Here is a 22259-nt window from a genome sequence, read left to right as displayed (position 1 = left end):
AATCCAGGGTCTGGCCGCTGTTCTTGATCACGGTCAGCAGTTCCTGCGCGGCCGATTGCACGCCGTTCAGCCAGTCGGCCGCCACGATGGTGCCAAGCTCGCCAGTGGCGGGATTGCCGTCGTGGAACAGGCTGTCCGGGCTATTGATGGGTTTGAGGTCTTGCATGGAAAACGCCTCCCGTTGGCTAAAGAAAAATCGGCCGCAGGGCCGATGACGGATGTCGCTGTTTGAGAATGACGGTGATTGTGCGGGAAGCTTGGGAATGGGCTTAGTGGACGGGTGTCAGTGTTGGTTGAACTGGGTCAATGGAGAAGCTCTGGAGTTGCATCGCTCCGGCTACGTGTTGGAGGAGTGTTGTGGTTAAGTCGGCGGCGGCGATTGTGCGAGAAGGCCCATCCGCTTTGTAGCGGATGGGCGTTGGCGAAGAGTGGTATAGCAGTTGGAGAGTTGTTTGCCCGGCGAGGATTAGCGATTGAAGACGATGCTGTTCCAATTGTTGAACGTCTGGTTCGGATCATATGGCACCGGGCTGCCGGTGGTATCGGTGTTGTAGGCGTGCAGCATCGACATCAAATCAGCCCGATAGCCAGCCTTGCTGCAGTTCCGAGCCCAGCCGTTGTTGGCCAGCATAGTGGAGTGGGCTGTCGCGAGGAAGCCATAGCCGCAGTTCTCCGCCGCACCCATGTCGGTCATCAGTGTACCGTGCCAGTCGGCCTGGAAGCCTACGTCGCAGTTGGTGGCCTTGGCGCGCCGGCCTTGCGGCAAACTGGGGACCGGACCGGAGCCGTATGACCACAGCGTGCCGCCGGCAGAGGCCTGGAAGCCCACCGTGGCCTGATCGACAGTGCTGCCGTCAGACCAGATATATGCGTTGCGTACGCTGTAGATGCCTTGAAACACATTGGAAACACGCCCATCCGACATCCATAATTTGGAGCCGTCTTGGGATAGAACGCCTGCGGATAGCACCGATGGAGTGTCGGGGTTGGCGGACGCCGGAACTTTGGTCGATGTATTCTTGCCCAGACCGGTGACTGCGCTGGAAGGCAGCCAGACATGGGAGCCGCCGCTGGCGACGACTGCCCAATTCTTGCAGTTGAAGACGCGCAGCCGCTCGAAGTTGCCGCGGGCGTTCTGGTCCACCTCCAATCCATTGCAGGCGCCTTCCAGTACGATGGAGCCCGCGTCGGCATAAACCACCGATCCCTCTTCCACCCGCAGGCAACGGTGGCTCCAGTGATTGGGACCGGCGTCGCCAACGATATGGAAACCGGAGAAGTTGAGGCCATGCAAGCGCGAGAGCACCACGCCATCGCTGGTCTTGTTGTCCTTGGGAACCAGGATGATCTTGCAGGCTGATGGATTGGCGACATTGCCCTGGATGCGGATGCGGCTGGCGAAGGGTTGATGGGTCAGCCAGATGCCGCTGGTGGTGTACTGGCCATCGGCTACCTGAATCAGCACGTCGGCCTGCAACATCTTGCCAAGCAGGCTGTTCCAGGCGTCCTGAATGCCGGCGAATGGCTTGCCGGGACCGACTTGCAGCGTGGTGTAGCCTTGCACGCCCCAATCGCTGGTTTTCATGGCGTCGGTGATGCCGTAGCCCGCCAGCGTGGTGGCTTTGTCCGCCTTGCCGGCCAGCATTTTGGTGACAGAAGCCGCATAGTTGGCGTCGTTGCCCAGCGCTGCCGCCAGCTCCTGCAGCGTGTTCAGCGCGCCGGGCGCGCCAGCTACCAGATTGCTGACCGCGGTTTGCAGGTCGGTTTTGCTGGCGGCGTCGATGATGCCGTAGCCGGCCAGCGTGGTGGGCTTGCTGTTGCCGCCCCAGGCGATGTTCTGCACGGCTTGCTGCAACTGATCCTTGCGCGAGGGGTCGGGACTTTGGCCGCTGGTCTTGAGCAGGGTCAGCACTTCTTGCTGGGTGGACTGTACCGCCGACTGCATGCCGTTCAGCCACTCGGAGGTGACCACGGTCCCCAGTTCGCCGGTGTAGGGGTTGCCGTCGTGGAACAGGCCGTCCGGGCTGTTGATGGGTTTGAGCTGGTCTTGCATGTGAGGCACCTCCCGCTGGTAAAGAGAAATCGGCCGCCGGGGCCGATGACAGATGTCGCTGATCTGGAATGACGGCGATTGTGCGGGAAGCCGGCGCGGCGGCTCAGTGGACGGATGTCAGTGCGGCAAGCGCGAAAAACGGCAGCGCGGGGCTGCCGTTTCGGGGGGCGGGAACTGTGCTTAGCCAGGTTGCTTGGGCCAGTCGGCGTCTACCAGCCGCGGCCACATCGCCAGGTTGGGCAGGCGGGACAGGTCCACGCAGTAGCGCTTCCAGGCGGCCAGCTTTTGCAATTCGTCGGCGGTGGCGATGCCGATGGACTCGGCGTCTTCCAGCGGCCGGCGGGCGGCGTAGGCGTCGGCCAGGCGCTGTTTCAGCTCGGCGTAGGTCTTCTGCGCCAGCGCGGCGGCCTGGGCGGTTTTGTTGATGGCCCAGCTCTTGCCGTCCCAGGTTGCGAATTCGCAGGGCTGCAGCAGCGTGGCGCGCAGGCTGTCCGGCGTATCGCCCAGGCGCGCCTGGATGGGTTGCGCGGTGTCGACGCTCCACAGTTTGACCGCGCGCCAGTCCGGCGACAGGGTCCAGCCGCCATCGCGGAATACCGCGGTCTGGCGTTCGGCGACGGCCGGAGGCTGCAGCTCGGTGCTGTGGGCGGGCAGCAGCCAGATGCCGGGCTCCAGCGGAGAGGGCGTAGCTGCGATGGGACCTTGATACTCTCCTGTTTGCGGGTGGTAGTCGTATACGGTTTTGTTGTCTTGCATGGCGATGTCCTTAGTACTTGATGCAGGGGAGCAGGGCGATGTTGCGGGGGCGGGTCATGTACATCCAGTTTTGAGGATTGCCAGCGAAGACCTGGCTGATGGTTTGCTGGTTGAGCAGGGTCAGGTTATTGATAACGAGCCCGCTGGTGTAATCCTTCACTTCGGGCACAAAGTCATAGCCGGCGACATCGCGCACGGCTTTGTTGGTCATATTGTTGATGATGCCGCCCGCGTAGGTGTCTTGGTCGTCGTTATGAATGACCAGCGATCCTTTCTGCTTGGAGCCAAATACCCGGCCCTGATCCACGTTGGCATCCCAGCCGCGCACAAACTCTCCGCGCAGGTCGGGAAGGTTGAAGGTGGTGGTGCCGTCGCCGGCGCCGTATGTGGTGCCGATGGCGGCGAATAGAGAAGCGAACGTGCTGCGGCTGATTGCCGCGCCATTGGCCGGAAGCCAGCCATCGGGCGGGGTGGCCATCGCGAAGAACGCGACCTGGCCGGTCAAATGGCCGTCATGAATCAAGGTATGCCAAGGATTCCAGCGGTTGGCATCATCGTTGCGGGTACGAAAGCGCATCACGTAACCGGTGGTGTAATCGGCGGTCAGTTGGCAGGGATAATTGAGATTGCTGTTCGAATCTCCCAGGCCGCCGAAAGCGATGAACGGGCCGGTGACGCCGCTGGAGGTGCCGTAGTTGAAGCCTGTCTCGCAAGCGGTGATGGCGTCGTCGAGGGAGGTTTTATCGTCAACGCTGACGCGATAGCGGCGTCGTTTGATGAAAGAGGCGTCGTTGCCGCCGTGCCAGACGCGGTATTCATTGCCCGATGCTTCTTTCAGCATCAGGGTATCGTTGCCATAACCTTTATGGACCAGCGCCACCGCGCTGTTGCCGGGGCGGTGCAGGCCCAGCGACGGGAAGTCGGTGCCGGTGGAGCGCAGTTCCAGTGTGCCGTTGGCGTAAATGCCATTGTCGTAATTGTTCGGCGTGGTTTTGACAATCTGCGCGGTCTGGGCGGTGGACAGCGCCAGCGTGTTGATGCCGTAGCCGGCCAGCGAGCTGGATTTGTCGGCTTTGCCTGCCAGCTTGTTGGTGATGGTGGCGGCGAAGTTGTTGTCGTTGCCCAGCGCCGCCGCCAGTTCCTGCAGCGTGTTCAGCGCACCCGGCGCGCCGCTGACCAGCCCATCCACCGCCGCTTTCAGCTCGGCCTTGGTCGCGCCGTCGGTGATGCCGTAGCCGGCCAGCGTGGTGGCGGCGTCGGCCAGCTTCTGCCATTGGCTCCAGTTGCCGCGGTAGCGGCAGCGGTACCAGCAACCGGCGTTGTTGAAGCTCTGGTATTGCTGGTAAACCATCTCGCCATCGGCAAAGACAAACAGCAAGCCGGCGTACGGCACCGGGTAGTTGGCGCCGTTGGCGGCGTAAGCGTTGGCGGGATTGTGATACAGGCCATCGTCGGCGATGTTGTTCAAGTCGATCTTGTCGCCCAGTTGCGGCCGCAGGGTCAGTCCATCGACGATGCCATATCCGGCCAGGGTCGTCGGCTTGGCATTGCCGCCCCAGGCCAGCTGCTTGATCGCCTGCAAGAGCTGGTCCTGGCGCGTTGGGTCGGCTTTCTGGCCGTTGTTGCTGCCGATCACGGACAGCAGTTCCTGCTGGGTGGTCTGAATGGCGGATTGCACGGTGTTCAGCCAGTCGGCGGAGACGATGGTGCCCAGCTCGCCGTTTTTGGGGTCGCCGTCGTGGAATTTCTGGTCCGGCGTGGGAACGGGCTTGATCGGATCTTGCATGAAGCGCTCCTGAAAAGGATGGGACGGGGGCGCTGATGGGAATCAGCGACGAGGGGAGGGGAAAGCGGCAGAGAAACGCGCGGGGGCGCGCGTCTGGAGACGGTTTACGGCTGGTAGGCGAAGTAGACGAAGGTGTGGGCCGGCTTGAGGTCGTTGAACAGCTCTTCCAGCCTGGGGTCGCCGAAGGCGCACAATCGTTCGCCCGCCAGCGACTGGCCGGCGCGGAACTGGTAGGGGCGCACCTTGCTGCCGAACACGGTCACCTGCCATACCCAGGGAATGTCGGCGCTCCACAGCTGCTGGCCGGCGCGGTTGACGCCGGCGCGGAACGGCTGCGGCTCGGCGATCTGGATCTTGTAACCCATGCCGGCGGCCAGCCGGGTGAAGTAGGGGATGGACAGGCCGCCGGTTTCGGCCAGCTTGGCCAGCACCGCCTGCCGGCGTTGCTGGTAGGTGGCGTCGGACGGCGGCGTCAGGCCGCATACCCGCTCCCATTCCGGCAGCATCGCCTCTGCCTGAAAAGGGGTGACGGCGCCGGCCAGCTGGCGGGCGGAATGCTGCGCGCGGTCCAGCGCCGCGCCCTCGCTGGCCAGCTCGGCTTGCAGCCGCTGGCCGTCCGGACTGTAGCTGACCGGCGGCAGCAGCCGGGTCAGCAAATCCTGATAGGGCGGATGTGGCGTCATTTCAGCTGCCCCACCGTCAGTTTGCCCAGCCGCAGCCATTCCACTTTGCTTGGGTCAGAGACCGGATCGACGTTGCCGGCCGGCGAGTTGAGCTTGCGGTCCTGCACGCCGGGCAGGTCGGAGATCAGCGCCTCGATCCGGCTCTTCACCAGCCGCTCGCCCGGCGCCAGGCCGGCGAAGTAGGCTTGCAGCGTCTGCTGCAACAGCGGCGCGAACGCGTCCAGGCTCGCGCCGCCCAGATTGAGTTCCACGTCGATGTCCACCGGGCGCGGCGTCGGCGCCAGCACCAGGCAGCTCTTGGCGGTGACCGGGCGCAAATCCTCGATATGGGCCTGCACATTGTTCAGGATTTCCTGGGACGGCAGGTCGCCGTTGGCGGTGATCACCACGTCCACGGTGCCCAGGCCGCGGCGCAGCGGATAGACGTAGGCGGCGGAGACGCCTTTCACTTCCATCGCCCAGCGGCGGTAGTCGTGCCTGTTGCCGCCGGCCGGAGGACGGCGGATCAGCTCCAGCAGCCGATCCAGCAAGGCCGCGTCGTCTTCCACGTCCACGCCGTTGCGCATGCTGAGCAGCAGCGCCTTGGGTTTGACGCCGGAGGGCGCCTGCATCAGCTCCACCGGCAGATTGTCCGGCTGGTTGGCGGCGGCGCCTGCCTGGCTGGCGAAGATGGGCAGCTCGGCCTGTTGGTTGTCGTCCAGCCGGACCGAATACGGGCTGCCGTCCGGGTTGGTGGCCGGGGTGGCGTACAGTTGCTCGCCCACCCGCAGCTGCAGGCCGCCGGTGACGACGGCGCCGGCATTGCCGCTGATGCGCAGCGTGCCGCTGGCGGCGGTGGCCGGCTTGCGCACGATGCCGCGCAGGCGGGCGTGCTGTTCCAGGTATTCGCTGTCGGCGGTGTCGGGGAAGATCTGGCGGGCGATCCAGCTCTGGTGCTGGTACAGGCCCTCCACCGCGCTGGCCACCGAACTGGCGCGGACGAAGTAATCGCTGTCCGGCGCGATGTCGGCGTCGGCGCGCAGGTTTTGCAGATCGCGCAGCAGCGTGTCGCGGATGCTGGCGAAATCGGGAGTGGACAGGGGCATCAGGCTATCCTCACTTGGTGTTGGAAATGGCGGATGTGGCCGCCGGTTTCGGCGACTTCGATGTTCAGGAGCAGCCGGCCGGCGCCTTGCCGCTGCGACGATACCTGGACGCGGCTGGCGCGGCCGTCCTGCAGCAGCGGCTGCAGCGCCTGCTCGGCGTACTGGCAGGCCAACAGATCGATGCGGCTGCTGTCCTTGCTGCGGGACAGCTCATGCAGGCGCGAGCCCAGCGTCGGGTCGGCCCACCAGCCGCCCAGCGGGGTCATCAGACGGAGGTAGACGGCGTTGGCGAGGGTGTCGGTGGAGCCGCCGGCGTAGTCGCCGGTGATGGGGTCCAATAATGGGTCCATGGCGTTATTTTCCGGGTTTGGCGGTTGGAGGATCAGGGGACGGGAGTCAGTGGCGCGGCTTATTTGGGCGGGCTGGTGGGGCCGTTCGGCGCGTCGTGGGTGTGGGAGGCCAGGCTCTTGCCGCTGGCCTTGACATCGCCGCTGGCGTTCATCGAGCCGGACAGCTGGATGTCGCCGTTGACGCTGGCGCCGCTGCCGCCCTGGATGGCCAGGCCGCCATTGCCGCTGATCTGGCCCTGGGCGATGAACTGCGCGCTGGCGTTCAGCTTGGGCGTGGCGAAGCTGGCTTGTTCGCTGGCGTTGACCTGCCAGGTCTTGCAGTCGAGCTGGAAGGTGTCGCACTCCACGGCGATGATCCTGCCGCGTTTGAGCACGATCTTGCTGCCTTCGTCGCTGTACAGCGCCACTTCGCCGGGTTGCAGCGACTGCAGCCGGTAGCTGCCGTGCTCGGTGGCGATCACCACGCTGTGGGAGGTGCGGCCGCCCAGCGGCAGCACCATGGCCATGCTGCCCGGCGGCGGGTTGGAGGTGTAGCCGTAATGCTGGAACAGCTCGGCGTCCTGCAGCCGCTCGCCGGCCAGCGCGTCGGCCTGCGCGGCCTGCACGCCGCCGTCGCTGTCCACATGGGTGAGCACCGCGCGGAAACCCTGACGCACATTGCTGAAGGCGCGGCGGATGCGTTGGTCTACTTCATGCCACATGTTTTTCTCCTCATTGCTTGCCGGCGCGCATCGCCGGAATCCAGCACTTGTCTTCCTTCAGCGTCAGCCGGGTGACGCTGCCCTGGCCGCGGCCGCCTTCGAAAGTGCGCGCCATCAGGAAATAGGTGCCGTTGATGCCGTGCGGCTCGCTTTCCACCTCGATGCGCTGTCCCGGCGTCCACAGCGCGCCCTGGCTGTCGCGGTGGCCGGCCACGGTGGCGGTCAGCGTGTAGCCGGCCAAGCGGGCGTCGGCCAGCATCTTGTCGGCGCGGGCGGCCAGCTCGGCCGGGCTGGCCGCGTCCGGCTCCACCTGGATGCGCGGCTTGTGGTAGCAGACGTCGGAATCGAAGACGTGGTGTGTCATCGCGTGGCGGCCCGGCGTCAGCGACTGGCCGTGGCCCTGGCCCAGCAGCGTCAGCTCGGAATAGCGCTGCGCGTGGGAGCGGGTCTCGGCCAGGCTGAGCACGTTGTTGCCCTTGCCGTCGCGGCGCAGGATCAGCCGCGCGCTGGCCGGCCGGCTGTAGTCCGGGCCGCCCACCACCAGCGTGCCGTCCGGGTCGAACCAGGCGGTCAGGCCGTTGGCCTGGGCGGCGCGGGTGAGCACGTCCCAGGCGCTGTTGCCGGGATCGACGTTGATCTTCTCGATCTGCCCCTTGGCCTTGGCGTCGACACGGATGTTGGCGATGCCCAGCGGCTTCACCACGTTGTCCAGCACGTCCTGCAGCGTCATGCCCTTGCCGGTGAACAGCGGCGCGCTGCAATCGAGCAGCATGCCGGCCAGGTCGCGGCCGGACAGCGCCAGCTGGTGGCTGCCGGAAGCGACGCTGTGGCTGATGTCGTCGATGCGGCCCATCAGCACCGTTTCGTCGCCGACCAGCACCTTGACCAGCGCGCCCGGCTCCACGTCGGGCGGGAAGATGCCGCCGGGCAGGCCCAGCGACACCTGCCAGGCATCGGCGGCGACGACCAGGTCGGAGTCGACCGAGTAGTGGGTCCAGTCGCCGTGCTGGCGGCCGCCTATCTGCAGGCTGACGGTGTGATTAGCTGGCGTAGCCATAGACCAGGGTCCCCGGAGTCAGATGGTTGGGTTGGGACAGCTGCGGATTCAGCCGCAGCAGCTCGGCGGCGCGCTCGCTGTCGCCATACCACAGGTGGGCCAGCTGGCGCAGATTGCAGGCGGATTCCACCTTGCGTTTCAGCAGCGGCGGCTTGGCGGCGATCAGCGCGGCGGCGCCTTGCTGCACCTGCAGGCCCAGCTCGCGCAGGCCATCCACCACCTTGTAGGCGTCCTCGGCCGGCAGCGCGGCGCGCCACTGGTCTATCGTGGTCTGCAGCGAGGCGCGCACGTCGCCGGCGATCTGTTCCAGCGCGGGCGGCGTCAGCGTCGGTTTCTGCGATTCGCTGGCGAAGATGCCGCCGGCGGCGGAGGCGAGCTTGGTGGACACGTTCAGCTGCAGCAGCGCGTCGATGCGGCGCTGGTCGTCGCTCCACACCGACAGCGAGGCGCTGGCGGATATCGGCGAGATGCCCTGGCGCACCGCGTCCGGCAGGCCTTCCAGCCGGCGGCGCAATGCCTTCCAGTCGGCCAGCGTGGCCGACGACATCTCGGCGGCGGTTTTCAGCGCCGGCAGCGGGCCGATCTCCGCTTTCAGATCGAAGCGCCAGTTGGCCGCCTCATCCACCAGCTGCTTGGCCTGGGCGACGAAGGCCTGCGGATAGGCGAGTAGGTCGGTCACCTGGGCCACCGCCTGGTTGGCCATGGCGGCCAGCTGGCGGACGGTGGCGGTCAGTTGCTGGCGCAGCGCGGCGACGCGGGCCAGCGCGCCCTTGGCGGCGGCCACCAGGCCCTGGGCCTTGGAAAAGGCCTCGCCGGCCATCTGGCGCAGCTTGTCCACCTGGGACGAGATGGCCTCCACCTGCGGCAGCGTCTTCTTGGCGGCGAAGAAGGGATTGCCCGGCGTGGCTTCCACCCAGTTGACTTCCACGGTGCAGGAGTCGGTGGCGTCGGCGTCGTGGCTGATCTGGTAATCCACCACCTGGGCCTGCGGCATGCTGCCGAACACCGGGTGGACCAGCTCGCCGGGGCCGGCGGCGTCCAGCGCGGCGACGAACTCGCGCAGCCGGTGCTGGTAATCCTTGCCCCAGAACATCGCCGACAGCGACACCTTGCGCGCCTTGCGGCCCAGGTCCTCCACGTCGGCCCCGTCCTTGTACGGGTATTCGTGCATCGCCTGGTCGCGCTGCGCGCTGTCCACGCTCTTCAGGCAATCGAAGCGTACGCCGCGGAAGCTGGCGTCCACCAGGGGGCCGGCGGACAGGCCGGCGAACACATTGAGGCTGAACATCAGCTCCTCCTTTGTTGTTGGCTGTTGGCGGCGTTGACGGCGGCGACGATGTTGCCGTTTTGCACGTCGACCACCACGCGCAGCGGTTGGGTCAATTGCGTCAGCGCGGCGCTGAGCTGCGCGATCAATGCGGACAGCTGCGCCTCGGCTGCGTTGCCTGCCGCCGCGGGCGCTTGGCTGGCTGCGGCGGGTTTCTTGGGCGGCGCGGCCGGTTTGGGCAGAACCTTGGGTTGATTGGCGGACGCTGCGGGTTTGGGAAGCGGCTTGGCTGCGGCTGGTGTCGGCGGTTTGGCCGCTGCGGCGGCTGGCGGCGCGACTGGAGCGGCAGGTTCGCTGTTGGCGGTGCCGCTGACGGCCACCTTGCCGGTTTTGAAGCCTTCCACTTTCTTCATGCCGTCCATCAGCGCCTCGAACTCCGGATGGCTCAAGTCCTTGATTTTTTTGCCGTGCAGGTCCAAGCCGCGGCTGGCCGCCAACTGGTAGATGCCTTCGGCGTACTTGGCGTGATTGGCCTTGCCCGAGTAGTCGGATACCGCGTATTTCGGCAGCATCTGCTCGATGGTCTTGTCGCCGTGTTGCTTGGTCAGCAGCTGGGCCTTGGCCGTGCGCCCGCTCGCCTCGTCGGCGAAGACGGCGTTGCCCCACTGGTCCAGATCGACCACGCCCTGGTAGCGTTTTTGCGCGTCGGACAGCGCGCGGGTTTTGCTGCGCTTGCTGTGGTCGGTTTTGTCATGGCTGCCGGCGTAGCCGAACTTCAAATTGCCCGGATTGTTGTTGCGCCAGGCGACGGTGCCGCCGGTTCGGGTTTGCACCGTGCCGTCGGCCATCTGATAGACGCGGGTGGTGCCTTCGGTCTTCAGCAGTTTCTGCACGCTGTTTGCGGCAGCCGATTGGCTGGCCGGGGCTGCTTGAGCGGCGTGCTGCGTTGCGGATGGTGGCGCGACCGGCTTGGCTGCCGTGGGTTTGGATTCGGCGGGCTTCGCCTGGACGGGCTTGGCCGCGGCTGCCGGTGGTGAATGTTGGTATTCGGCCTTGGGGCGCAGGAATTTCTGCGGCTGTCCCCACCATGAGCCCTTGCCCATTTGGGCGCTGGACGCGCCTTTCTTGGACTGAGCGCCGAAGAAACTGCCTTTGCCCGTTTTGGCGTCGTAAGCCTCGACGATGCCGGTATGGTTCTTGTTTCCCTGCCACAGCGCGATGTCGCCAGGTTTGACGTTTTTGGCGTCGACTTCCTCGTAGTATTTGGAGTTGGCCATGCCAGCTGTGGTCTGGTACGGGATGGTGTAGCCCGCGCCAGTGAGCGCCTGGTTGACCAAATGGGAGCAGTCGATGCGGTTGACGCCCTTGGCGTCTTTCTGGCCGTTGCCGCCGTACAGGTACGTGTAGCCGTTGAAGCGGCCGCGCTGGTCCAGGATGGTGCTTTGTCCGGCTTGTGATACTGGTTGTGGGTGAGCCGGTGCCGGCTCACGCTGGCTGACTGCTGGAGCGACTGGTTCGGGTTGGACGGCGTGTTGAGCTGGCGTGCTATGTTGTGCTGGCGCTGGTGTCGCAGCCTGCTGGATTGGTCCCTGACTCAGATAATTCCGGTAATTGGCCTCACGTTGAGCAAGGCCTTCCAGGCCCTTATTGATGGGGCGGGTTGCCGCTTTGACATTGCCTCCTCTGGCGGCGGCTACCAGCCCTTTTCGGCTTTGCCAGTACCAGGTGGCGATTCGCGCGGCGATGGCTGGATCTTCCGCTTGTTCCGGGTGGGCCAGCAGATCAAGATTCAGCGCCTTCGATGCTGCGGCGTAGTTGCTTCGCCCCGTGAGCTGCATGAAACCTCGCCCTTTGAATCTGGCACCGTCCCCGGCCTGAGTATTGCCTAGCTCCTTGCGGCCCCAGTCTCCGCCGTAAATGGTATTAAAAACGCGATCTGGGCCCCCGTCGATGAGGGCCTGAGCTTGTGCTGTTGTGGTGATGCCTTGCTTAGCCAAGCGGGGGAAAACTTCGAGCAGCTTGCTGGCGCGGTATCGTGCGCTCTCCTGAAGTCGAGTGAATCCCCCTGATTCCTGATGCGTTTGCGCCAGAAACATCGCCTGCTCTTTAGGATCACGAATGCCGGCTTGCAGCATGGCATTGATCAGAATTGCCTTATTGTTGGCGGTGGCTTGATCCGTATGTTTCTTGCTCATTTCGCTTTCATCTCCGGGAAAGCGCGATGCGCATGGCGCACCGCGCTGGTTTCAAGTCAGCTGGGGTTTATTCAACGACCTTCCGCAGCGACATCAGCTTGATATCGCGGCGCGCTTCGCTTTCCACGCCGTATTTCTCGCCGACTTCCAGCGTGAAGCAGTCCAGGTAGCTGGTGCGCTTGCCGCCCGGGGCCAGCGGGAATTCGGTCAGCTTGGCGCCTTCGATCGCTTCCCAGTCCAGGTCGCCGGTCAGCGGGATGGAGACGGTGACCGCCAGGTCGTATTCGGAGATACCGCGGGCGAAGCCCTTGGCGCGGCCGCTGGCGTTCATGGTCTTCACCACCTTGCGGCCGGTGCGGCTGCTGACGTTGAGGTCGATGACGTCGATTTCCTGGCCGTTCACTTCCAGGACGATGGCGCCTGCGTATTCTTTCAAAGCCATGAGACTTTCCTTTTCGATTCGGGATGTGCCGGCCGGGCGGCAGCCCGGCTGGCGGGGAGATTGGGAATGGGAGAAGGGGCGAGGCGGACTAGGGCTGCGGAATCAGCCGCCTCGCTGCGCGCGCTTACAGCAGCAGGTCGATGCGGCCGGCGAACACGTGCAGGCCGTTGACCACGTCCACCGGGATCTTGGCGTCCAGGCGGTTGACGTCCTGCAGGTCGCGCTCGACGATCAGGCCGGCCTTGTTGGCTTCGACTTGCTCGATGATTTCCAGCTCTTCCAGCTTGTACAGCACGTCCAGCAGCTCGGAGCGGACTTTGGACGGGGTGCGGTCGGACAGCTTCTCGCGCGGGAAGCGCAGCGCGATGCGCTCGCGGCAGGCGCGGCGCACGTAGTCCAGCGTGCGGATGGTGGTGATGTCCAGCAGCGACACGTCGTCCACGCCTTGCGCGTCCTTGGTGTAGGTGCTGATGGCGCGCACGATCTGCACGCGGTCGCCGGCGCCCACTTCCAGCGGGGTCACGCCGTTGTACAGCGCGTTTTCCTGCTCGGTGCGGCTGGTGCGGGAAGCCAGGTCCACCACGTCCAGGCCTTTCAGCTCCAGGGTGTTCAGCGGACGGGCCGGGTCTTCCTCGCTAGCGATCACGGCGGCGTAGGCGGCGGCGATGTCGGCCGGCAGCTTGGCGGAGCCGCGGTACCAGGCGGCGGTGATGCGGCCGCTGTCCAGCTTGGCGGCCAGCGCGGAGGCGTCGGCCAGCGCGCCGGTGGCGGCAATCACGCCGATGGTGCCGCGCTGCTCCAGCGGGCCGGACACGAAGTCCAGGTGGTTGCGCAGCGCGGTCAGCGCGGCGTCGCCGGTGAAGGGGCTGGCGATGATCTGGTGGCCGCCGCTTACCACTGCGCCCAGAACCGGGACCAGGTCGGGCTCGCCGGCGCCGCCTTTCATGGCGGCGACCACGACGCCGAGGCCGGCGATCTGTTCCTGTGCCTTCAGCGCGATGCCGTTGCCGATGCTGCCCTTGTGGCGGGCGGCGAGGGTCAGCACTTCCTTGGCTGCGGTCGCGGTCACCGGCAGGTCGCTCAGCTTGGCGATGGCGGCCTGGGCGTTGGCGGCGATCTTGGCGGCGTCGTCGCCGGCGGCGACGGCCACGTCGACGCGCACTGCGCCGATGAACAGGCTCAGCACGCCGGCGGCGGCTGCCGGACCGCTGAAGGTGAAGGTGCCGGAGGCGGCGGTGCCGGCGGCGGCATCGTCGACGCCGATCACGGTCAGTTGCAGGTAGGGGTTGGCGTTGATGGCGGCGCGCGCCATCAGGTGGGCGTTGGAACCGCGGCCGAAGGCCTGAGCGGCCTGCTCGTCGCTGAACACGTCCAGCGCGGCCAGCGCCGGCTGCGCGGCGGTGTCCGCCAGGCGCTGGCCGATCACCAGCACGCGCTGCGGGTTGCCCGGCAGCGTGCGCACCGCCAGTTTGGTGTTGAACTCGAAGTATTTGCCCGGCTTGCGGATGGAGGCCGGAATCTGGTCGAAGCTGATGTTGGCGCTAGCCATAAGGAAAGGCTCCTGGTGTGGCGGTTGGGGAAGGTGCCGCGCCGGTTGGCGCGGCGAGGGGAAAGCGGCTTACTTCTGGCTGGGAGCGGGATTGGCGACCACGTCCTGGGCCTTGACGCCGGCGGAGCCGGCCAGGCTGTAGTTGAGCTGGGTGTTCTGCCAGGTCTTGGCCGGGTCTTCCAGCCGGCCGCCGAAGGCGCGGAACAGCGCGTCCGGGTCGGCGTCGGTCTGCGGCGACGGCCAGTGGCCGTTGTCCAGCGCCTCGTCCAGCCAATAGGTGCTGAAGTCGCAGGCCACCAGGCTCCACGGCTGGCCGTCGCGCGGGGCCTGGCCCAGCGGGCGGACTTTTTCCGGCAGCAACGGGTTCACCGCCAGGCCGAAATCCTGCGAGGCCAGCAGGCGGCGCGCGGCGTAGACCAATTGCCAGACGCCGGCGCCGGCGTAGTTGGCGTCGGCTTGCAAGCGGTCGCCGACGATGACGGTGAACAGCGCATTGGCTTTGTAGCGCAGTCGCTGGCTGGCCTGCGGCTGGCTGGAGGTGATGCCGCCGGCGACGGTCCACAGCGCCGGCAGCCTGGCCAGCGCCTGCGGGTTGATGGTGGGGCTGGACTGGCCGGGGGTGAGCCGGCTGGCGTAATCGCCGTGGGCCAGCTGCAGGCCGCACAGGGCGGTTTCGTCCAGGTCCGCCGCCACTTCGCGCACCATCCGGCCCATGCCTTGGCGCAGGCGGTCGGCGATGGCGGTTTGCACGGAAATCAGCATGGACATGGTCATTCCTTGGAACGATGGAGAGGATGGGGAGAGTGTGACGCCGGACGGCGTCGGGGCTTAGCTGAGGGGTGTCAGTGCACCAAGCGCTTGAGCAGTTCGCCGGCAAGGGTGACCAGCAGCGCGGACAGGGCGCCGGATACCGCGCCGCTCTTGGCGGCCTGGATTTCGACGTCGCGCAGACGGCCGTCCAGCTCTTCCAGTTTCTTGTCCTGTTTGGCGAGGTGGGCGACGATCATGTCAAGCTTGCCTTCTATGCGGCCCAAGGCCAGCAGGTTGTCGTGTTCCACGTGAAACCCTCACTTCTCGGCCAGTTGCTGGCACAGCACGCAGCGGGTGCAGCTGGGGATCGCCGCGCGGCGGGCGCCGGGAATCGGATCGCCGCAGTCTTCGCAATGGCTGAGGCCGCTTTGGCGCCATTGCTCGAAGTGGCGGGCGAGCGCTTGCTCGCGGAATTCGGTTTCCAGCTCGCTGGCCCGGTCGAAGAAGTCGGTCATGGTGTGGGTTCCTGTTGAGAGTAGAGTTGTTTCAGGGCGACAAGGCGTTGCTCCAGTTGCTGGCACCAGGCACCGTAGTCGGCGGCGTGGGCGAGGAGATCGGGCGCCGGTAGCCCGGCATCGGCGCCGGAGGCTTGGGCGGCAGCTCCAGCAGATAGGGGCTGGGCGCCGGGCAGCTCGTCGGAATAGCCGAGGAGCTGGCGGTAGAGGCGCAGGCTGCCAGGGCCAAGGCCAGTAAAGCGGGGACCATCGTTGCGGGTGACATCGTCTATCCTTTGCGCTTGTCGCCGTTGCTGCGCTTGCAGCGCCTGCTGTTGTTGCAGCAGCCGGCTTTCCAGTTGATCGATGCGTTGGCGCCACTGCCGCTGCAATTCCATGGCCGCGGCCTGGCGCTGTTGCTGCGCGCGGCTGTCGGCCGATTGCATATCGGCGACGGTGGCCTGTAGCTTGGTCTGCCAGTACTGGCGGCTCTGGCAGTGGCCCAGCGCGTAGCCGCCGGCGGCGGCGAGCAGCGGCAGCAGCAGGCCGGAGCCCAGGCGGAGAAAGGAGGCGGGGATCATGTCCGGCTCCGGTCGCGATAAGCGGCGATCAGCCGCAGCGTGGCCGAGTAGCCGCCGACCACGCCCAGGTAGATCAGCCAGATGTCGGCAGTCAGCGCGCCGCGCCAGCCATTGACCAGAAACATGATGGTGGCCGCGGCGCAGGCGATATTGGCCCACAGCCGGCTGTGGCTGAGACGGCGGCTGCGCGGGTGGCGGATCAGGTCGGCGAGTCGCATGCTCATTGCTCCAGTGACAGTTGGAAATGGGGTATCTCATGCAGCGGCGCTTCCAGCGTGCCGTGCCAGTACAGTCCCAGCGATTGGGCGACGCGTCCCATCACCTGCCAGTGAGGGTGGTCGATGTCGCAGATGGGCTTGCCGGCGAGCAGCGGCACCACGTCGAAGGCGCGGGCGGCCGGGTTGCCGTGCAGCGTGGCGTTGTGGGCGGACTCGCCGGGGCGGGCGTAGGTGACGATGGCGCCAGGCAGATCCCGGCCCCGGCGATACAGCTGTTCCTGCTCGGCGGCCGAGCGCCAGGTGCAGATCAGCAGCGGATCCACGCCCTGGTCCCGGCACAGGCGCAGAAAGGTTTCAGCCAGCGGCTGCAGTTGCGGGTGCAGATCGGAAATGGCTCGGCTTGCCATGAGGTCTCCTTTGCCTGATGAAATGCGCTGCTCGGTCTGGGAGGCGGATCGGTGGCCTTTGGCGGCAGCCGGGCTGCGGGATCAGTGCACTTCGCAATCGGCCGGCGGCGTTTTCAGCACGCGCCAGACCATGCGGTCGCTGAGGCGATAGCGCATCGCCAGCACGCCCACCGCCTCGTTGGCGCCGAGGCCTTCCACCAGCATCGCGTCGAAGTCGCGGATCATCTGTTGATTGCGTGCCTGGCGCAGCGCGGTGCTGCAGCGCGGGATATAGAGGATGTCGCCGCCGAAATGGCCAGTCAGCCGCTCGGCCGCTTCCTGGCCGATCACCTCCACCAGCGCGGCGAATCGCAGCTGGCCGGCGCGGCTCTGATTTTTGGAGAAGGGCAGGGTGGTGCCGCCCAGCGCCTGCACTAACTGCAAAGTGCGCGGCATGCCAATCAGCTGAGCGACCAGTTGCATGGTGGAGGGCAGAGCGGGATATTGCGCGGCGGTATTCATCACGTGAGCTCCTGAAAGCCCCTCTAAGGGCCTTGGCAGACAAATAGTTCTAAATGAGTTATAGTTTGAGCAAGGCTAAACCAGGGGATGACCCGGTTTTATGTTGGCAGTTGTTAGAACTGTTGTGGTAGTTGAGTGCCCATATTTTAGCACTTTTGTAAGTATCATTGCTAATCAGTAGAACTACTTATGAAGTATGATTGCTATTGTATGCCTTGTTTTTGAACTGAACAAGCAACGAGATGTCACTACTTATGTCAGTTACATTCGACAAAATGACAATGCAATGGTAATCTGGGGCGCCGCTCCAACCGTGCATGACTTCCGATGGAGTTCCAAATGGAAAATTCGCAGCAACAGACCGATTTCCGGCAGCGCCTGGAACTATTGATCGGCAGCGAGAAGCCCTATGCCTGGGCGGCGCGCAACGGTCTCAACAAGGGGTCGTTCACCAATATGTGGTACAAGGGCGGCGTGCCGCGGGTCGGCACCGCCCAAAAGATCGCGGCCGGCAGCGGCTGCCGGGTCGAGTGGCTGCTGTACGGCGAGGGGCCGATGCAGGACGAGCGCGCGCAGGCGCAGGAGGCCGCGCAGCCGGCCGAACTGCCGGCCTTGCCCGCGCGCGGCGACGCCGATGAGCACGAAATCCCTGCCGGAGTGCAAGAAGAGTTCTGTTTCATCCCGCGTTATAACCTGAAGGCGTCGGCTGGTTTTGGAACCAGCGCCGCCGGCGAGCAGCCAATGTTCTATATGGCCTTCCGCCGTTATTGGGTGAAGAACTATTTGAACGCTTCGCCGCGCGATCTGGTGGTGATCAGCGTCAAGGGAGACAGCATGAGCGGCGTGCTGGAAGACCGGGACACCATCCTGGTCAATACGGCCGAGCGCAATCCCGGCGAAGGCCTGTTCGTGATCCGCATCGGCGATGACATCTTCGTCAAGCAGCTGCAGCGGCTGCCCGGCGGCGCGGTGCAGGTGAAGAGCGCCAATCCCTTATATGAAACTTTCACCGTGGATTTGTCCCGCTCGGCCGGCGAGTTCGAGGTGATCGGACGGGTGGTGTGGTTCGGCCGGCAGATCGCCTGAGCGTGGCGACGGATATCCTGGCGCGCGTCGTGTTTCGTGGCTGCGGCCGTTGCGCGATCAATGCCGCCTTGCCGGGCCCGGCCAGACGCCGGCCGCACCGTGCTTCCGGATCATCGGTGTACACTAGAGCCTGACCAAGCAACGGAATTCATCATGCAAGACCATATCCGCGCCAGTCTGGGCGAAGCCAAGACCGCGCTCGACAATCTGTTGGCCAACCCGCAGGCGCTCGCCTCGGTGGAGGCGGCGGCGCAGGCCGTCATCGGCGCGCTCGAATCCGGCGGCCGCGTGTTTTCCTGCGGCAACGGAGGCTCGATGTGCGATGCGATGCATTTCGCCGAGGAACTCACCGGCCGTTACCGCGGCAACCGCCGCGGCATGGCGGCGATCGCGATCAGCGATCCCAGCCATATCAGCTGCGTCGGCAATGACTACGGCTATGACGAGATTTTCGCCCGCTACCTGGAAAGCCACGGCCGCGCCGGCGACGTGTTGATCGGCCTGAGCACCAGCGGCAACAGCCGCAACGTGATCCGCGCCGCCGAAGCGGCGCGCGCGCTGGGCGTCAAGGTGGTGATCCTGACCGGCCGCGCCGGCACCAAGCTGGAGCCGCTGGCCGACGTCTACGTCAACACGCCGGGCGGCAGCTACGCCGACCGCGTCCAGGAGCTGCACATCAAGGTGCTGCATATCCTGATCGAGCTGACCGAGCGGCACTTCTTTCCGGAAAACTACTGAGACGCATCATGCGCCGGGAGGCGCGCGTCTCCGAAGTTGACGCATTTCAGCGCGCAGGCCGCGGGGCCGGGCGTTCAGCCGGCGTTGAGGAAGGTGCCGATGCGGCGGTAGGCGAGGTCGCAGACTTCCGGCACCAGCGCCTCCATGTTCAGGAAGGCGTGCACCTGGTCCTCCAGATGCAGCCGCTCCACTTCGGCGCCGGCCGCTTGCAGCTTGTTCGCGTATGACTGGCCCTGGTCGCGCAGGATGTCGCGGCCGGCTGTGACCACCAGCGTCGCGGGCGGCGGCGCATTCAGCGCCCAGTAAAGCGGCGATGCCCGGCCGCGGTCTTCGCCATGCTGGAAGTAATTGTCGAAATACCAGTCGGTGCGGGCGCGGGTCAGGAAGAAGCCTTCGCCGTTCTCCGCCACCGATGGCTGCGCCAGCGTGTAGTCGACGCAGGGGTAGATCAGCGCCTGGCGCGCAATCTCAAGCGATGAGTCGGCCAGGCCGCAGAGGCTGGCGCACAGCGCGCCTCCGGCGGAGTCGCCGGCCAGCGACAGGCGCCGCCGGTAGGCCAGCCCGCGTTGGTCCAGCGTTCGCCACACATGCCTGGCCACGCTCAGCGCGTCGTCCAGGCCGGCCGGATAGGGATTTTCCGGCGACAGCCGGTATTCGGCGGCGACGACGATGTGCCGGCTGGCGGCGGCGAGGCGGCGGTTGATACCGTCGTAGACGCTGACGCTTCCCGCCATGTGGCCGCCGCCGTGCAGGAAGACCAGCACCGGCAACGCCTCCTTGGGCGCGGGATGGTAGATGCGCACCGGCACGGCGTAAGGGCCGCCCGGCACCAGATCATCGTTGACCCAGGCGATGTCCGGCCCGGGCGCGACCATCTGCGCGGTCAGCTGCGCCAACGCTTCCCGCGCGCCTATCGCCGTCGGCTTGTAGCCGTCGGCCAAACGCTGCGCAGTCTGTTGGTTGAGCTCGGCCAGCCAGGGTTGCAGATTGGGATGCAGTCGGTGCATGGTCGGTCCCGTCGATGCAAGATATTGATTCATCAGGCTATACCATCGGCATTTAAACGGCAAGCGCAATGACCTGATGCGCGGGTTCAGCCGAACAGCAGGTCCAGCAGCCCGGGCTTGCCGCGCGCGCGCAGGCGGCCGCTGTCGGCCAGCAGCCGATCGATCAGCGCGCTGTCGGCGCGCGGCCGGCGGGCGCGCACCGGATCGTTCGCGCCGGTGGGGACCAGCGCCAGCGCGCCGTCCCGGCGGCTGAGGCGGTAGCCGCCGGCGCAGGCCGGGCAGAACAGCTCGTCGCCGTCGGCCGCCGTCGCCGGCACTGCGATGATGGGCCCGCAGGCCGCGCAGCGCTGCATCGGCACGCCGGGTTCGCTATGGCCCAGCACGTGGTCCAGCCGGCCGGCCTCGCCCAGCTGGATGAAGCGCTCGCCCAATTCGGCGTCGAATTGGCGGCCCAGGTTGTCGCGCAGGATGGCCAGCGCCTGCGGGACCGGCATGCCCTGGCGGTAGGGCCGGGTGCTGGTCATCGCGTCGAAGGCGTCGGCGATGCCGACGATGCGCGCCGCCAGCGGGATGGCCTTGCCGGACAGCCGGTCGGGGTAGCCGTTGCCGTCCGGGGTTTCATGGTGGCGCAGCACGGCGTCAATCACCAGCTCTGCCAATGGGTGGTCTTTCAGCAGCTCCGCGCCGACATGGGGATGGGTCTTGATCACCTCGTATTCCTCGTCGCTGAGTTTGCCGGGCTTGTTCAGCACCGCGTCCGGCACGCCCACCTTGCCCAGATCGTGCAGAAATCCGCCCAGCGCGATCCTTTCCACCTCGGCCTGGGGCAGCTGCAAGTCGGAGGCCAGCAGATGGCTGTAGCGCGACACGCGCCACAGGTGGCCGCCGGTGTAGGCGTCGCGTGCCTCCACCAGCATGGCCATCGTGTACAGGGTTTTCAGCAGTTCGCGGCTGGCTTGCATGGCTACCTCGCGGCATGAGTGGCGACCACTTCACTATGGCATACGCGCAGGCGGGCAACCGACAACTCGCATGTCATGCTGCGTTGGCGATATCGCCACATCATTCGAGCGTTTGATCTAAATTTGTCGTAACTTAATGATTACAATCATGCAAATTTCATCTTTCCTCCGTAGTGTGTAATGACGCGCCGTTGGACCGGCGCGATCCACACACGAAATCCAAGGAGGAGTGCGAATGAAGTCATGGTTGCTGCTGGGACTGACCCTTTCCTCGCTGGCCTGGGCCGGCAATGACGACGGCGCGCCGGATCCGCGCTATGCCCATGTGCTGTCGTCGTCCGGCCCGCTGAGCCGCGCCGAGCTGCTCAAGCGCGGCCTGCCCAAGCAACAGGCCGCCGCGCGCCTTTCCGCGATGTCGGTGCCGGGACCGGCCACCTACACCTATGTGCGCTGTTTCTACCGCACCGGCAGCGCCAACACCCAGCCGGGCACCGATTACGAGTGGGCGCTCGACCCGTCCAGCGGCGACTACTACCGCCTGAACGGCAACTGGTGGTCCAGCAGCATCTTCGACTGGAAGAACATGTTCTACAGCGACGTGACGCAAGACGCGCTGCGTTCCGTCTGCCAGCAGACGCTGGCCAAGAAGGGCAGGCCGTCGCAGCCGGCGATGGTGTTCGCCGCCGACAACGCGATGTCGTTCAATTACACGGTGTGGACCAACGACAAGGCCGGGCAGGGCAGCGGCATCAACAAGATCATCGCCTTCGGCGACAGCCTGTCGGATAACCAGAACGTCTACAACGCCTCGCAATGGACGCTGCCCAACCGCAACAGCTGGTATATCGGCCACTTCAGCAACGGCCCGGTGTGGGTGGAATACCTGGCCGGCCGGCTGAAGCTGCCGATGTACAACTGGGCGATCGGCGGCGCCGGCGTGTCGACGCAGAAGCTGGTGATCCCGGGCGTGGTGCAGCAGGTGCAGTCCTGGCAGGACTACATGAAGCAGGCGCCCAACTACAACCCGGCCACCACGCTGTTCACGATGTGGATAGGCGGCAACGACCTGGTCAATTACGGCAGCACGCCGGACAAGGTGATCGCGGGCCAGCAACAGGCGCTGACCAATCTGATCAAGGCCGGCGGCCGCAACATCCTGCTGCTGAAGCTGCCCGACGTGTCGCGCGCGCCGGTGTACCAGTACAAGGACGGCGCGGCCACCGTGGCGGCGCAGGTGAAGGACCTGAACCAGAAGCTGGACGCTTTGGCCACCTCGCTGCGCCAGCAGTACGGCGTCAACATCCAGGTATTCGACAGCTATGCGATGTTCAATGACTTGCTGAACAATCCGGGCAAATACCAGGTCAGCAACACCACCCAGTCCTGCCTGAACATCAACGCCGATTCGGCGCTGAACTACATGCAGACCCAGTCGCCGCGTGCCAACTGCGCCAACGCCGACAGCTTCGTGTTCTGGGACACGCTGCACCCGACCACTCACACCCACTTGCTGCTCGGCAACGCGGTGGCCGACTTCCTCGGCTCGTCCGGCGCGATGCCGATGTTGAGCAAGGCGCGCTGACGCGCGGAC

Annotated in this window: 24 protein-coding genes; 3 read left to right on the top strand and 21 right to left on the bottom strand. The window is 65.7% G+C overall.

The features are described 5' to 3' along the window. Nucleotides 1-466: 466 nt before the first annotated feature. The 19 genes from ACY3GB_RS13550 to ACY3GB_RS13460 form a co-directional block, all read right to left on the bottom strand. Nucleotides 467-2053, bottom strand: a complete 1587-nt coding sequence (locus ACY3GB_RS13550; RefSeq protein WP_463089198.1) for a hypothetical protein — start codon at nucleotides 2051-2053, stop codon at nucleotides 467-469. Nucleotides 2054-2233: 180 nt separating this feature from the next. Further along, nucleotides 2234-2809: a tail fiber assembly protein gene (locus tag ACY3GB_RS13545; protein ID WP_463089197.1), complete on the bottom strand. Its 576-nt coding sequence runs from the start codon at nucleotides 2807-2809 to the stop codon at nucleotides 2234-2236. Nucleotides 2810-2819: 10 nt separating this feature from the next. Continuing rightward, nucleotides 2820-4595 (bottom strand): tail fiber protein, encoded by a 1776-nt coding sequence (locus ACY3GB_RS13540; RefSeq protein WP_463089196.1) that lies wholly within the window; start codon nucleotides 4593-4595, stop codon nucleotides 2820-2822. A gap of 104 nt (nucleotides 4596-4699) precedes the next feature. Beyond that, nucleotides 4700-5278 (bottom strand): YmfQ family protein, encoded by a 579-nt coding sequence (locus ACY3GB_RS13535; protein WP_463089195.1) that lies wholly within the window; start codon nucleotides 5276-5278, stop codon nucleotides 4700-4702. After that, a complete protein-coding gene (locus tag ACY3GB_RS13530) occupies nucleotides 5275-6363 on the bottom strand; it encodes a baseplate J/gp47 family protein (RefSeq protein WP_463089194.1) in 1089 nt (362 codons plus the stop codon). The genes ACY3GB_RS13535 and ACY3GB_RS13530 overlap by 4 nt, the downstream gene beginning before the upstream one ends. Then, entirely contained in the window at nucleotides 6363-6713 is a 351-nt protein-coding gene (locus ACY3GB_RS13525) for a phage GP46 family protein (protein WP_463089193.1), read from the bottom strand. Before ACY3GB_RS13525 ends, ACY3GB_RS13530 begins: the two co-directional genes overlap by 1 nt. Nucleotides 6714-6772: 59 nt before the next feature. After that, the gene (locus ACY3GB_RS13520; RefSeq protein WP_463089192.1) at nucleotides 6773-7414 is read right to left on the bottom strand and encodes a phage baseplate assembly protein V; all 642 of its coding nucleotides are present in this window, start codon (nucleotides 7412-7414) and stop codon (nucleotides 6773-6775) included. 10 nt (nucleotides 7415-7424) lie between these two features. Next, nucleotides 7425-8471, bottom strand: coding sequence for a phage baseplate assembly protein (locus ACY3GB_RS13515; RefSeq protein ID WP_463089191.1), 1047 nt, complete (start codon nucleotides 8469-8471; stop codon nucleotides 7425-7427). Continuing rightward, nucleotides 8455-9759 carry a DNA circularization protein gene (locus ACY3GB_RS13510; RefSeq protein WP_463089190.1) on the bottom strand — a complete coding sequence of 435 codons (1305 nt, stop codon included), beginning with the start codon at nucleotides 9757-9759 and terminating at the stop codon, nucleotides 8455-8457. Before ACY3GB_RS13510 ends, ACY3GB_RS13515 begins: the two co-directional genes overlap by 17 nt. Further along, nucleotides 9759-11933: a glycoside hydrolase family 19 protein gene (locus tag ACY3GB_RS13505; protein WP_463089189.1), complete on the bottom strand. Its 2175-nt coding sequence runs from the start codon at nucleotides 11931-11933 to the stop codon at nucleotides 9759-9761. Before ACY3GB_RS13505 ends, ACY3GB_RS13510 begins: the two co-directional genes overlap by 1 nt. Before the next feature lie 67 nt (nucleotides 11934-12000). Beyond that, complete coding sequence (locus ACY3GB_RS13500) at nucleotides 12001-12375, bottom strand: phage tail protein (RefSeq protein WP_463089188.1); 375 nt, start codon at nucleotides 12373-12375, stop codon at nucleotides 12001-12003. A gap of 124 nt (nucleotides 12376-12499) precedes the next feature. After that, entirely contained in the window at nucleotides 12500-13924 is a 1425-nt protein-coding gene (locus ACY3GB_RS13495; protein WP_463089187.1) for a phage tail sheath C-terminal domain-containing protein, read from the bottom strand. A 69-nt stretch (nucleotides 13925-13993) separates the two neighbouring features. Beyond that, nucleotides 13994-14692, bottom strand: coding sequence for a DUF1834 family protein (locus tag ACY3GB_RS13490; protein ID WP_463089186.1), 699 nt, complete (start codon nucleotides 14690-14692; stop codon nucleotides 13994-13996). A 74-nt stretch (nucleotides 14693-14766) separates the two neighbouring features. Further along, complete coding sequence (locus ACY3GB_RS13485; RefSeq protein ID WP_021475230.1) at nucleotides 14767-14982, bottom strand: hypothetical protein; 216 nt, start codon at nucleotides 14980-14982, stop codon at nucleotides 14767-14769. Nucleotides 14983-14991: 9 nt separating this feature from the next. Beyond that, a complete protein-coding gene (locus ACY3GB_RS13480) occupies nucleotides 14992-15189 on the bottom strand; it encodes a TraR/DksA family transcriptional regulator (RefSeq protein ID WP_021475231.1) in 198 nt (65 codons plus the stop codon). Next, nucleotides 15186-15749 carry a hypothetical protein gene (locus tag ACY3GB_RS13475; protein ID WP_463089185.1) on the bottom strand — a complete coding sequence of 188 codons (564 nt, stop codon included), beginning with the start codon at nucleotides 15747-15749 and terminating at the stop codon, nucleotides 15186-15188. Before ACY3GB_RS13475 ends, ACY3GB_RS13480 begins: the two co-directional genes overlap by 4 nt. Then, nucleotides 15746-15967, bottom strand: a complete 222-nt coding sequence (locus ACY3GB_RS13470; protein WP_463089184.1) for a hypothetical protein — start codon at nucleotides 15965-15967, stop codon at nucleotides 15746-15748. Before ACY3GB_RS13470 ends, ACY3GB_RS13475 begins: the two co-directional genes overlap by 4 nt. Nucleotides 15968-15969: 2 nt before the next feature. Next, nucleotides 15970-16374 carry a M15 family metallopeptidase gene (locus tag ACY3GB_RS13465; protein ID WP_463089183.1) on the bottom strand — a complete coding sequence of 135 codons (405 nt, stop codon included), beginning with the start codon at nucleotides 16372-16374 and terminating at the stop codon, nucleotides 15970-15972. An 81-nt stretch (nucleotides 16375-16455) separates the two neighbouring features. Next, nucleotides 16456-16875 carry a Mor transcription activator family protein gene (locus tag ACY3GB_RS13460; RefSeq protein ID WP_021475235.1) on the bottom strand — a complete coding sequence of 140 codons (420 nt, stop codon included), beginning with the start codon at nucleotides 16873-16875 and terminating at the stop codon, nucleotides 16456-16458. Between the two features lie 339 nt (nucleotides 16876-17214). Here ACY3GB_RS13460 and ACY3GB_RS13455 point away from each other — a divergent pair, with 339 nt between their 5' ends. Beyond that, entirely contained in the window at nucleotides 17215-17961 is a 747-nt protein-coding gene (locus ACY3GB_RS13455; protein WP_463089182.1) for a S24 family peptidase, read from the top strand. A gap of 153 nt (nucleotides 17962-18114) precedes the next feature. Next, complete coding sequence (gmhA, locus tag ACY3GB_RS13450) at nucleotides 18115-18699, top strand: D-sedoheptulose 7-phosphate isomerase (protein WP_463089181.1); 585 nt, start codon at nucleotides 18115-18117, stop codon at nucleotides 18697-18699. 74 nt (nucleotides 18700-18773) lie between these two features. On the opposite strand, the gene ACY3GB_RS13445 is transcribed toward gmhA, so the two are convergent. Continuing rightward, on the bottom strand, nucleotides 18774-19706 hold the full coding sequence (locus ACY3GB_RS13445; protein WP_463089180.1) for an alpha/beta hydrolase: 933 nt from the start codon (nucleotides 19704-19706) through the stop codon (nucleotides 18774-18776). Between the two features lie 86 nt (nucleotides 19707-19792). Then, nucleotides 19793-20668 carry an HD-GYP domain-containing protein gene (locus tag ACY3GB_RS13440; RefSeq protein ID WP_463089179.1) on the bottom strand — a complete coding sequence of 292 codons (876 nt, stop codon included), beginning with the start codon at nucleotides 20666-20668 and terminating at the stop codon, nucleotides 19793-19795. Between the two features lie 235 nt (nucleotides 20669-20903). Here ACY3GB_RS13440 and ACY3GB_RS13435 point away from each other — a divergent pair, with 235 nt between their 5' ends. Continuing rightward, nucleotides 20904-22250 carry an SGNH/GDSL hydrolase family protein gene (locus ACY3GB_RS13435; RefSeq protein ID WP_463089178.1) on the top strand — a complete coding sequence of 449 codons (1347 nt, stop codon included), beginning with the start codon at nucleotides 20904-20906 and terminating at the stop codon, nucleotides 22248-22250. The last annotated feature ends 9 nt before the right edge of the window (nucleotides 22251-22259 follow it).

It is taken from the genome of Chromobacterium sp. Ag138 (genome assembly GCF_055181315.1).
This window is presented reverse-complemented; position numbering and strand designations above follow the sequence as displayed.

Excerpts from the sequence above, each read along its gene's own strand:
- ACY3GB_RS13480 (WP_021475231.1), bottom strand. The coding sequence starts at position 15,189 with ATGACCGACTTCTTCGACCGGGCCAGCGAGCTGGAAACCGAATTCCGC.
- ACY3GB_RS13530 (WP_463089194.1), bottom strand. The coding sequence starts at position 6,363 with ATGCCCCTGTCCACTCCCGATTTCGCCAGCATCCGCGACACGCTGCTG.
- ACY3GB_RS13510 (WP_463089190.1), bottom strand. The coding sequence starts at position 9,759 with ATGTTCAGCCTCAATGTGTTCGCCGGCCTGTCCGCCGGCCCCCTGGTG.
- ACY3GB_RS13540 (WP_463089196.1), bottom strand. The coding sequence starts at position 4,595 with ATGCAAGATCCGATCAAGCCCGTTCCCACGCCGGACCAGAAATTCCAC.
- ACY3GB_RS13505 (WP_463089189.1), bottom strand. The coding sequence starts at position 11,933 with ATGAGCAAGAAACATACGGATCAAGCCACCGCCAACAATAAGGCAATT.
- ACY3GB_RS13460 (WP_021475235.1), bottom strand. The coding sequence starts at position 16,875 with ATGAATACCGCCGCGCAATATCCCGCTCTGCCCTCCACCATGCAACTG.
- ACY3GB_RS13535 (WP_463089195.1), bottom strand. The coding sequence starts at position 5,278 with ATGACGCCACATCCGCCCTATCAGGATTTGCTGACCCGGCTGCTGCCG.
- ACY3GB_RS13435 (WP_463089178.1), top strand. The coding sequence starts at position 20,904 with ATGAAGTCATGGTTGCTGCTGGGACTGACCCTTTCCTCGCTGGCCTGG.
- ACY3GB_RS13525 (WP_463089193.1), bottom strand. The coding sequence starts at position 6,713 with ATGGACCCATTATTGGACCCCATCACCGGCGACTACGCCGGCGGCTCC.
- ACY3GB_RS13470 (WP_463089184.1), bottom strand. The coding sequence starts at position 15,967 with ATGCGACTCGCCGACCTGATCCGCCACCCGCGCAGCCGCCGTCTCAGC.
- ACY3GB_RS13545 (WP_463089197.1), bottom strand. The coding sequence starts at position 2,809 with ATGCAAGACAACAAAACCGTATACGACTACCACCCGCAAACAGGAGAG.
- ACY3GB_RS13445 (WP_463089180.1), bottom strand. The coding sequence starts at position 19,706 with ATGCACCGACTGCATCCCAATCTGCAACCCTGGCTGGCCGAGCTCAAC.
- ACY3GB_RS13440 (WP_463089179.1), bottom strand. The coding sequence starts at position 20,668 with ATGCAAGCCAGCCGCGAACTGCTGAAAACCCTGTACACGATGGCCATG.
- ACY3GB_RS13550 (WP_463089198.1), bottom strand. The coding sequence starts at position 2,053 with ATGCAAGACCAGCTCAAACCCATCAACAGCCCGGACGGCCTGTTCCAC.
- ACY3GB_RS13495 (WP_463089187.1), bottom strand. The coding sequence starts at position 13,924 with ATGGCTAGCGCCAACATCAGCTTCGACCAGATTCCGGCCTCCATCCGC.
- ACY3GB_RS13465 (WP_463089183.1), bottom strand. The coding sequence starts at position 16,374 with ATGGCAAGCCGAGCCATTTCCGATCTGCACCCGCAACTGCAGCCGCTG.
- ACY3GB_RS13490 (WP_463089186.1), bottom strand. The coding sequence starts at position 14,692 with ATGTCCATGCTGATTTCCGTGCAAACCGCCATCGCCGACCGCCTGCGC.
- gmhA (WP_463089181.1), top strand. The coding sequence starts at position 18,115 with ATGCAAGACCATATCCGCGCCAGTCTGGGCGAAGCCAAGACCGCGCTC.
- ACY3GB_RS13455 (WP_463089182.1), top strand. The coding sequence starts at position 17,215 with ATGGAAAATTCGCAGCAACAGACCGATTTCCGGCAGCGCCTGGAACTA.
- ACY3GB_RS13520 (WP_463089192.1), bottom strand. The coding sequence starts at position 7,414 with ATGTGGCATGAAGTAGACCAACGCATCCGCCGCGCCTTCAGCAATGTG.
- ACY3GB_RS13475 (WP_463089185.1), bottom strand. The coding sequence starts at position 15,749 with ATGATCCCCGCCTCCTTTCTCCGCCTGGGCTCCGGCCTGCTGCTGCCG.
- ACY3GB_RS13515 (WP_463089191.1), bottom strand. The coding sequence starts at position 8,471 with ATGGCTACGCCAGCTAATCACACCGTCAGCCTGCAGATAGGCGGCCGC.
- ACY3GB_RS13500 (WP_463089188.1), bottom strand. The coding sequence starts at position 12,375 with ATGGCTTTGAAAGAATACGCAGGCGCCATCGTCCTGGAAGTGAACGGC.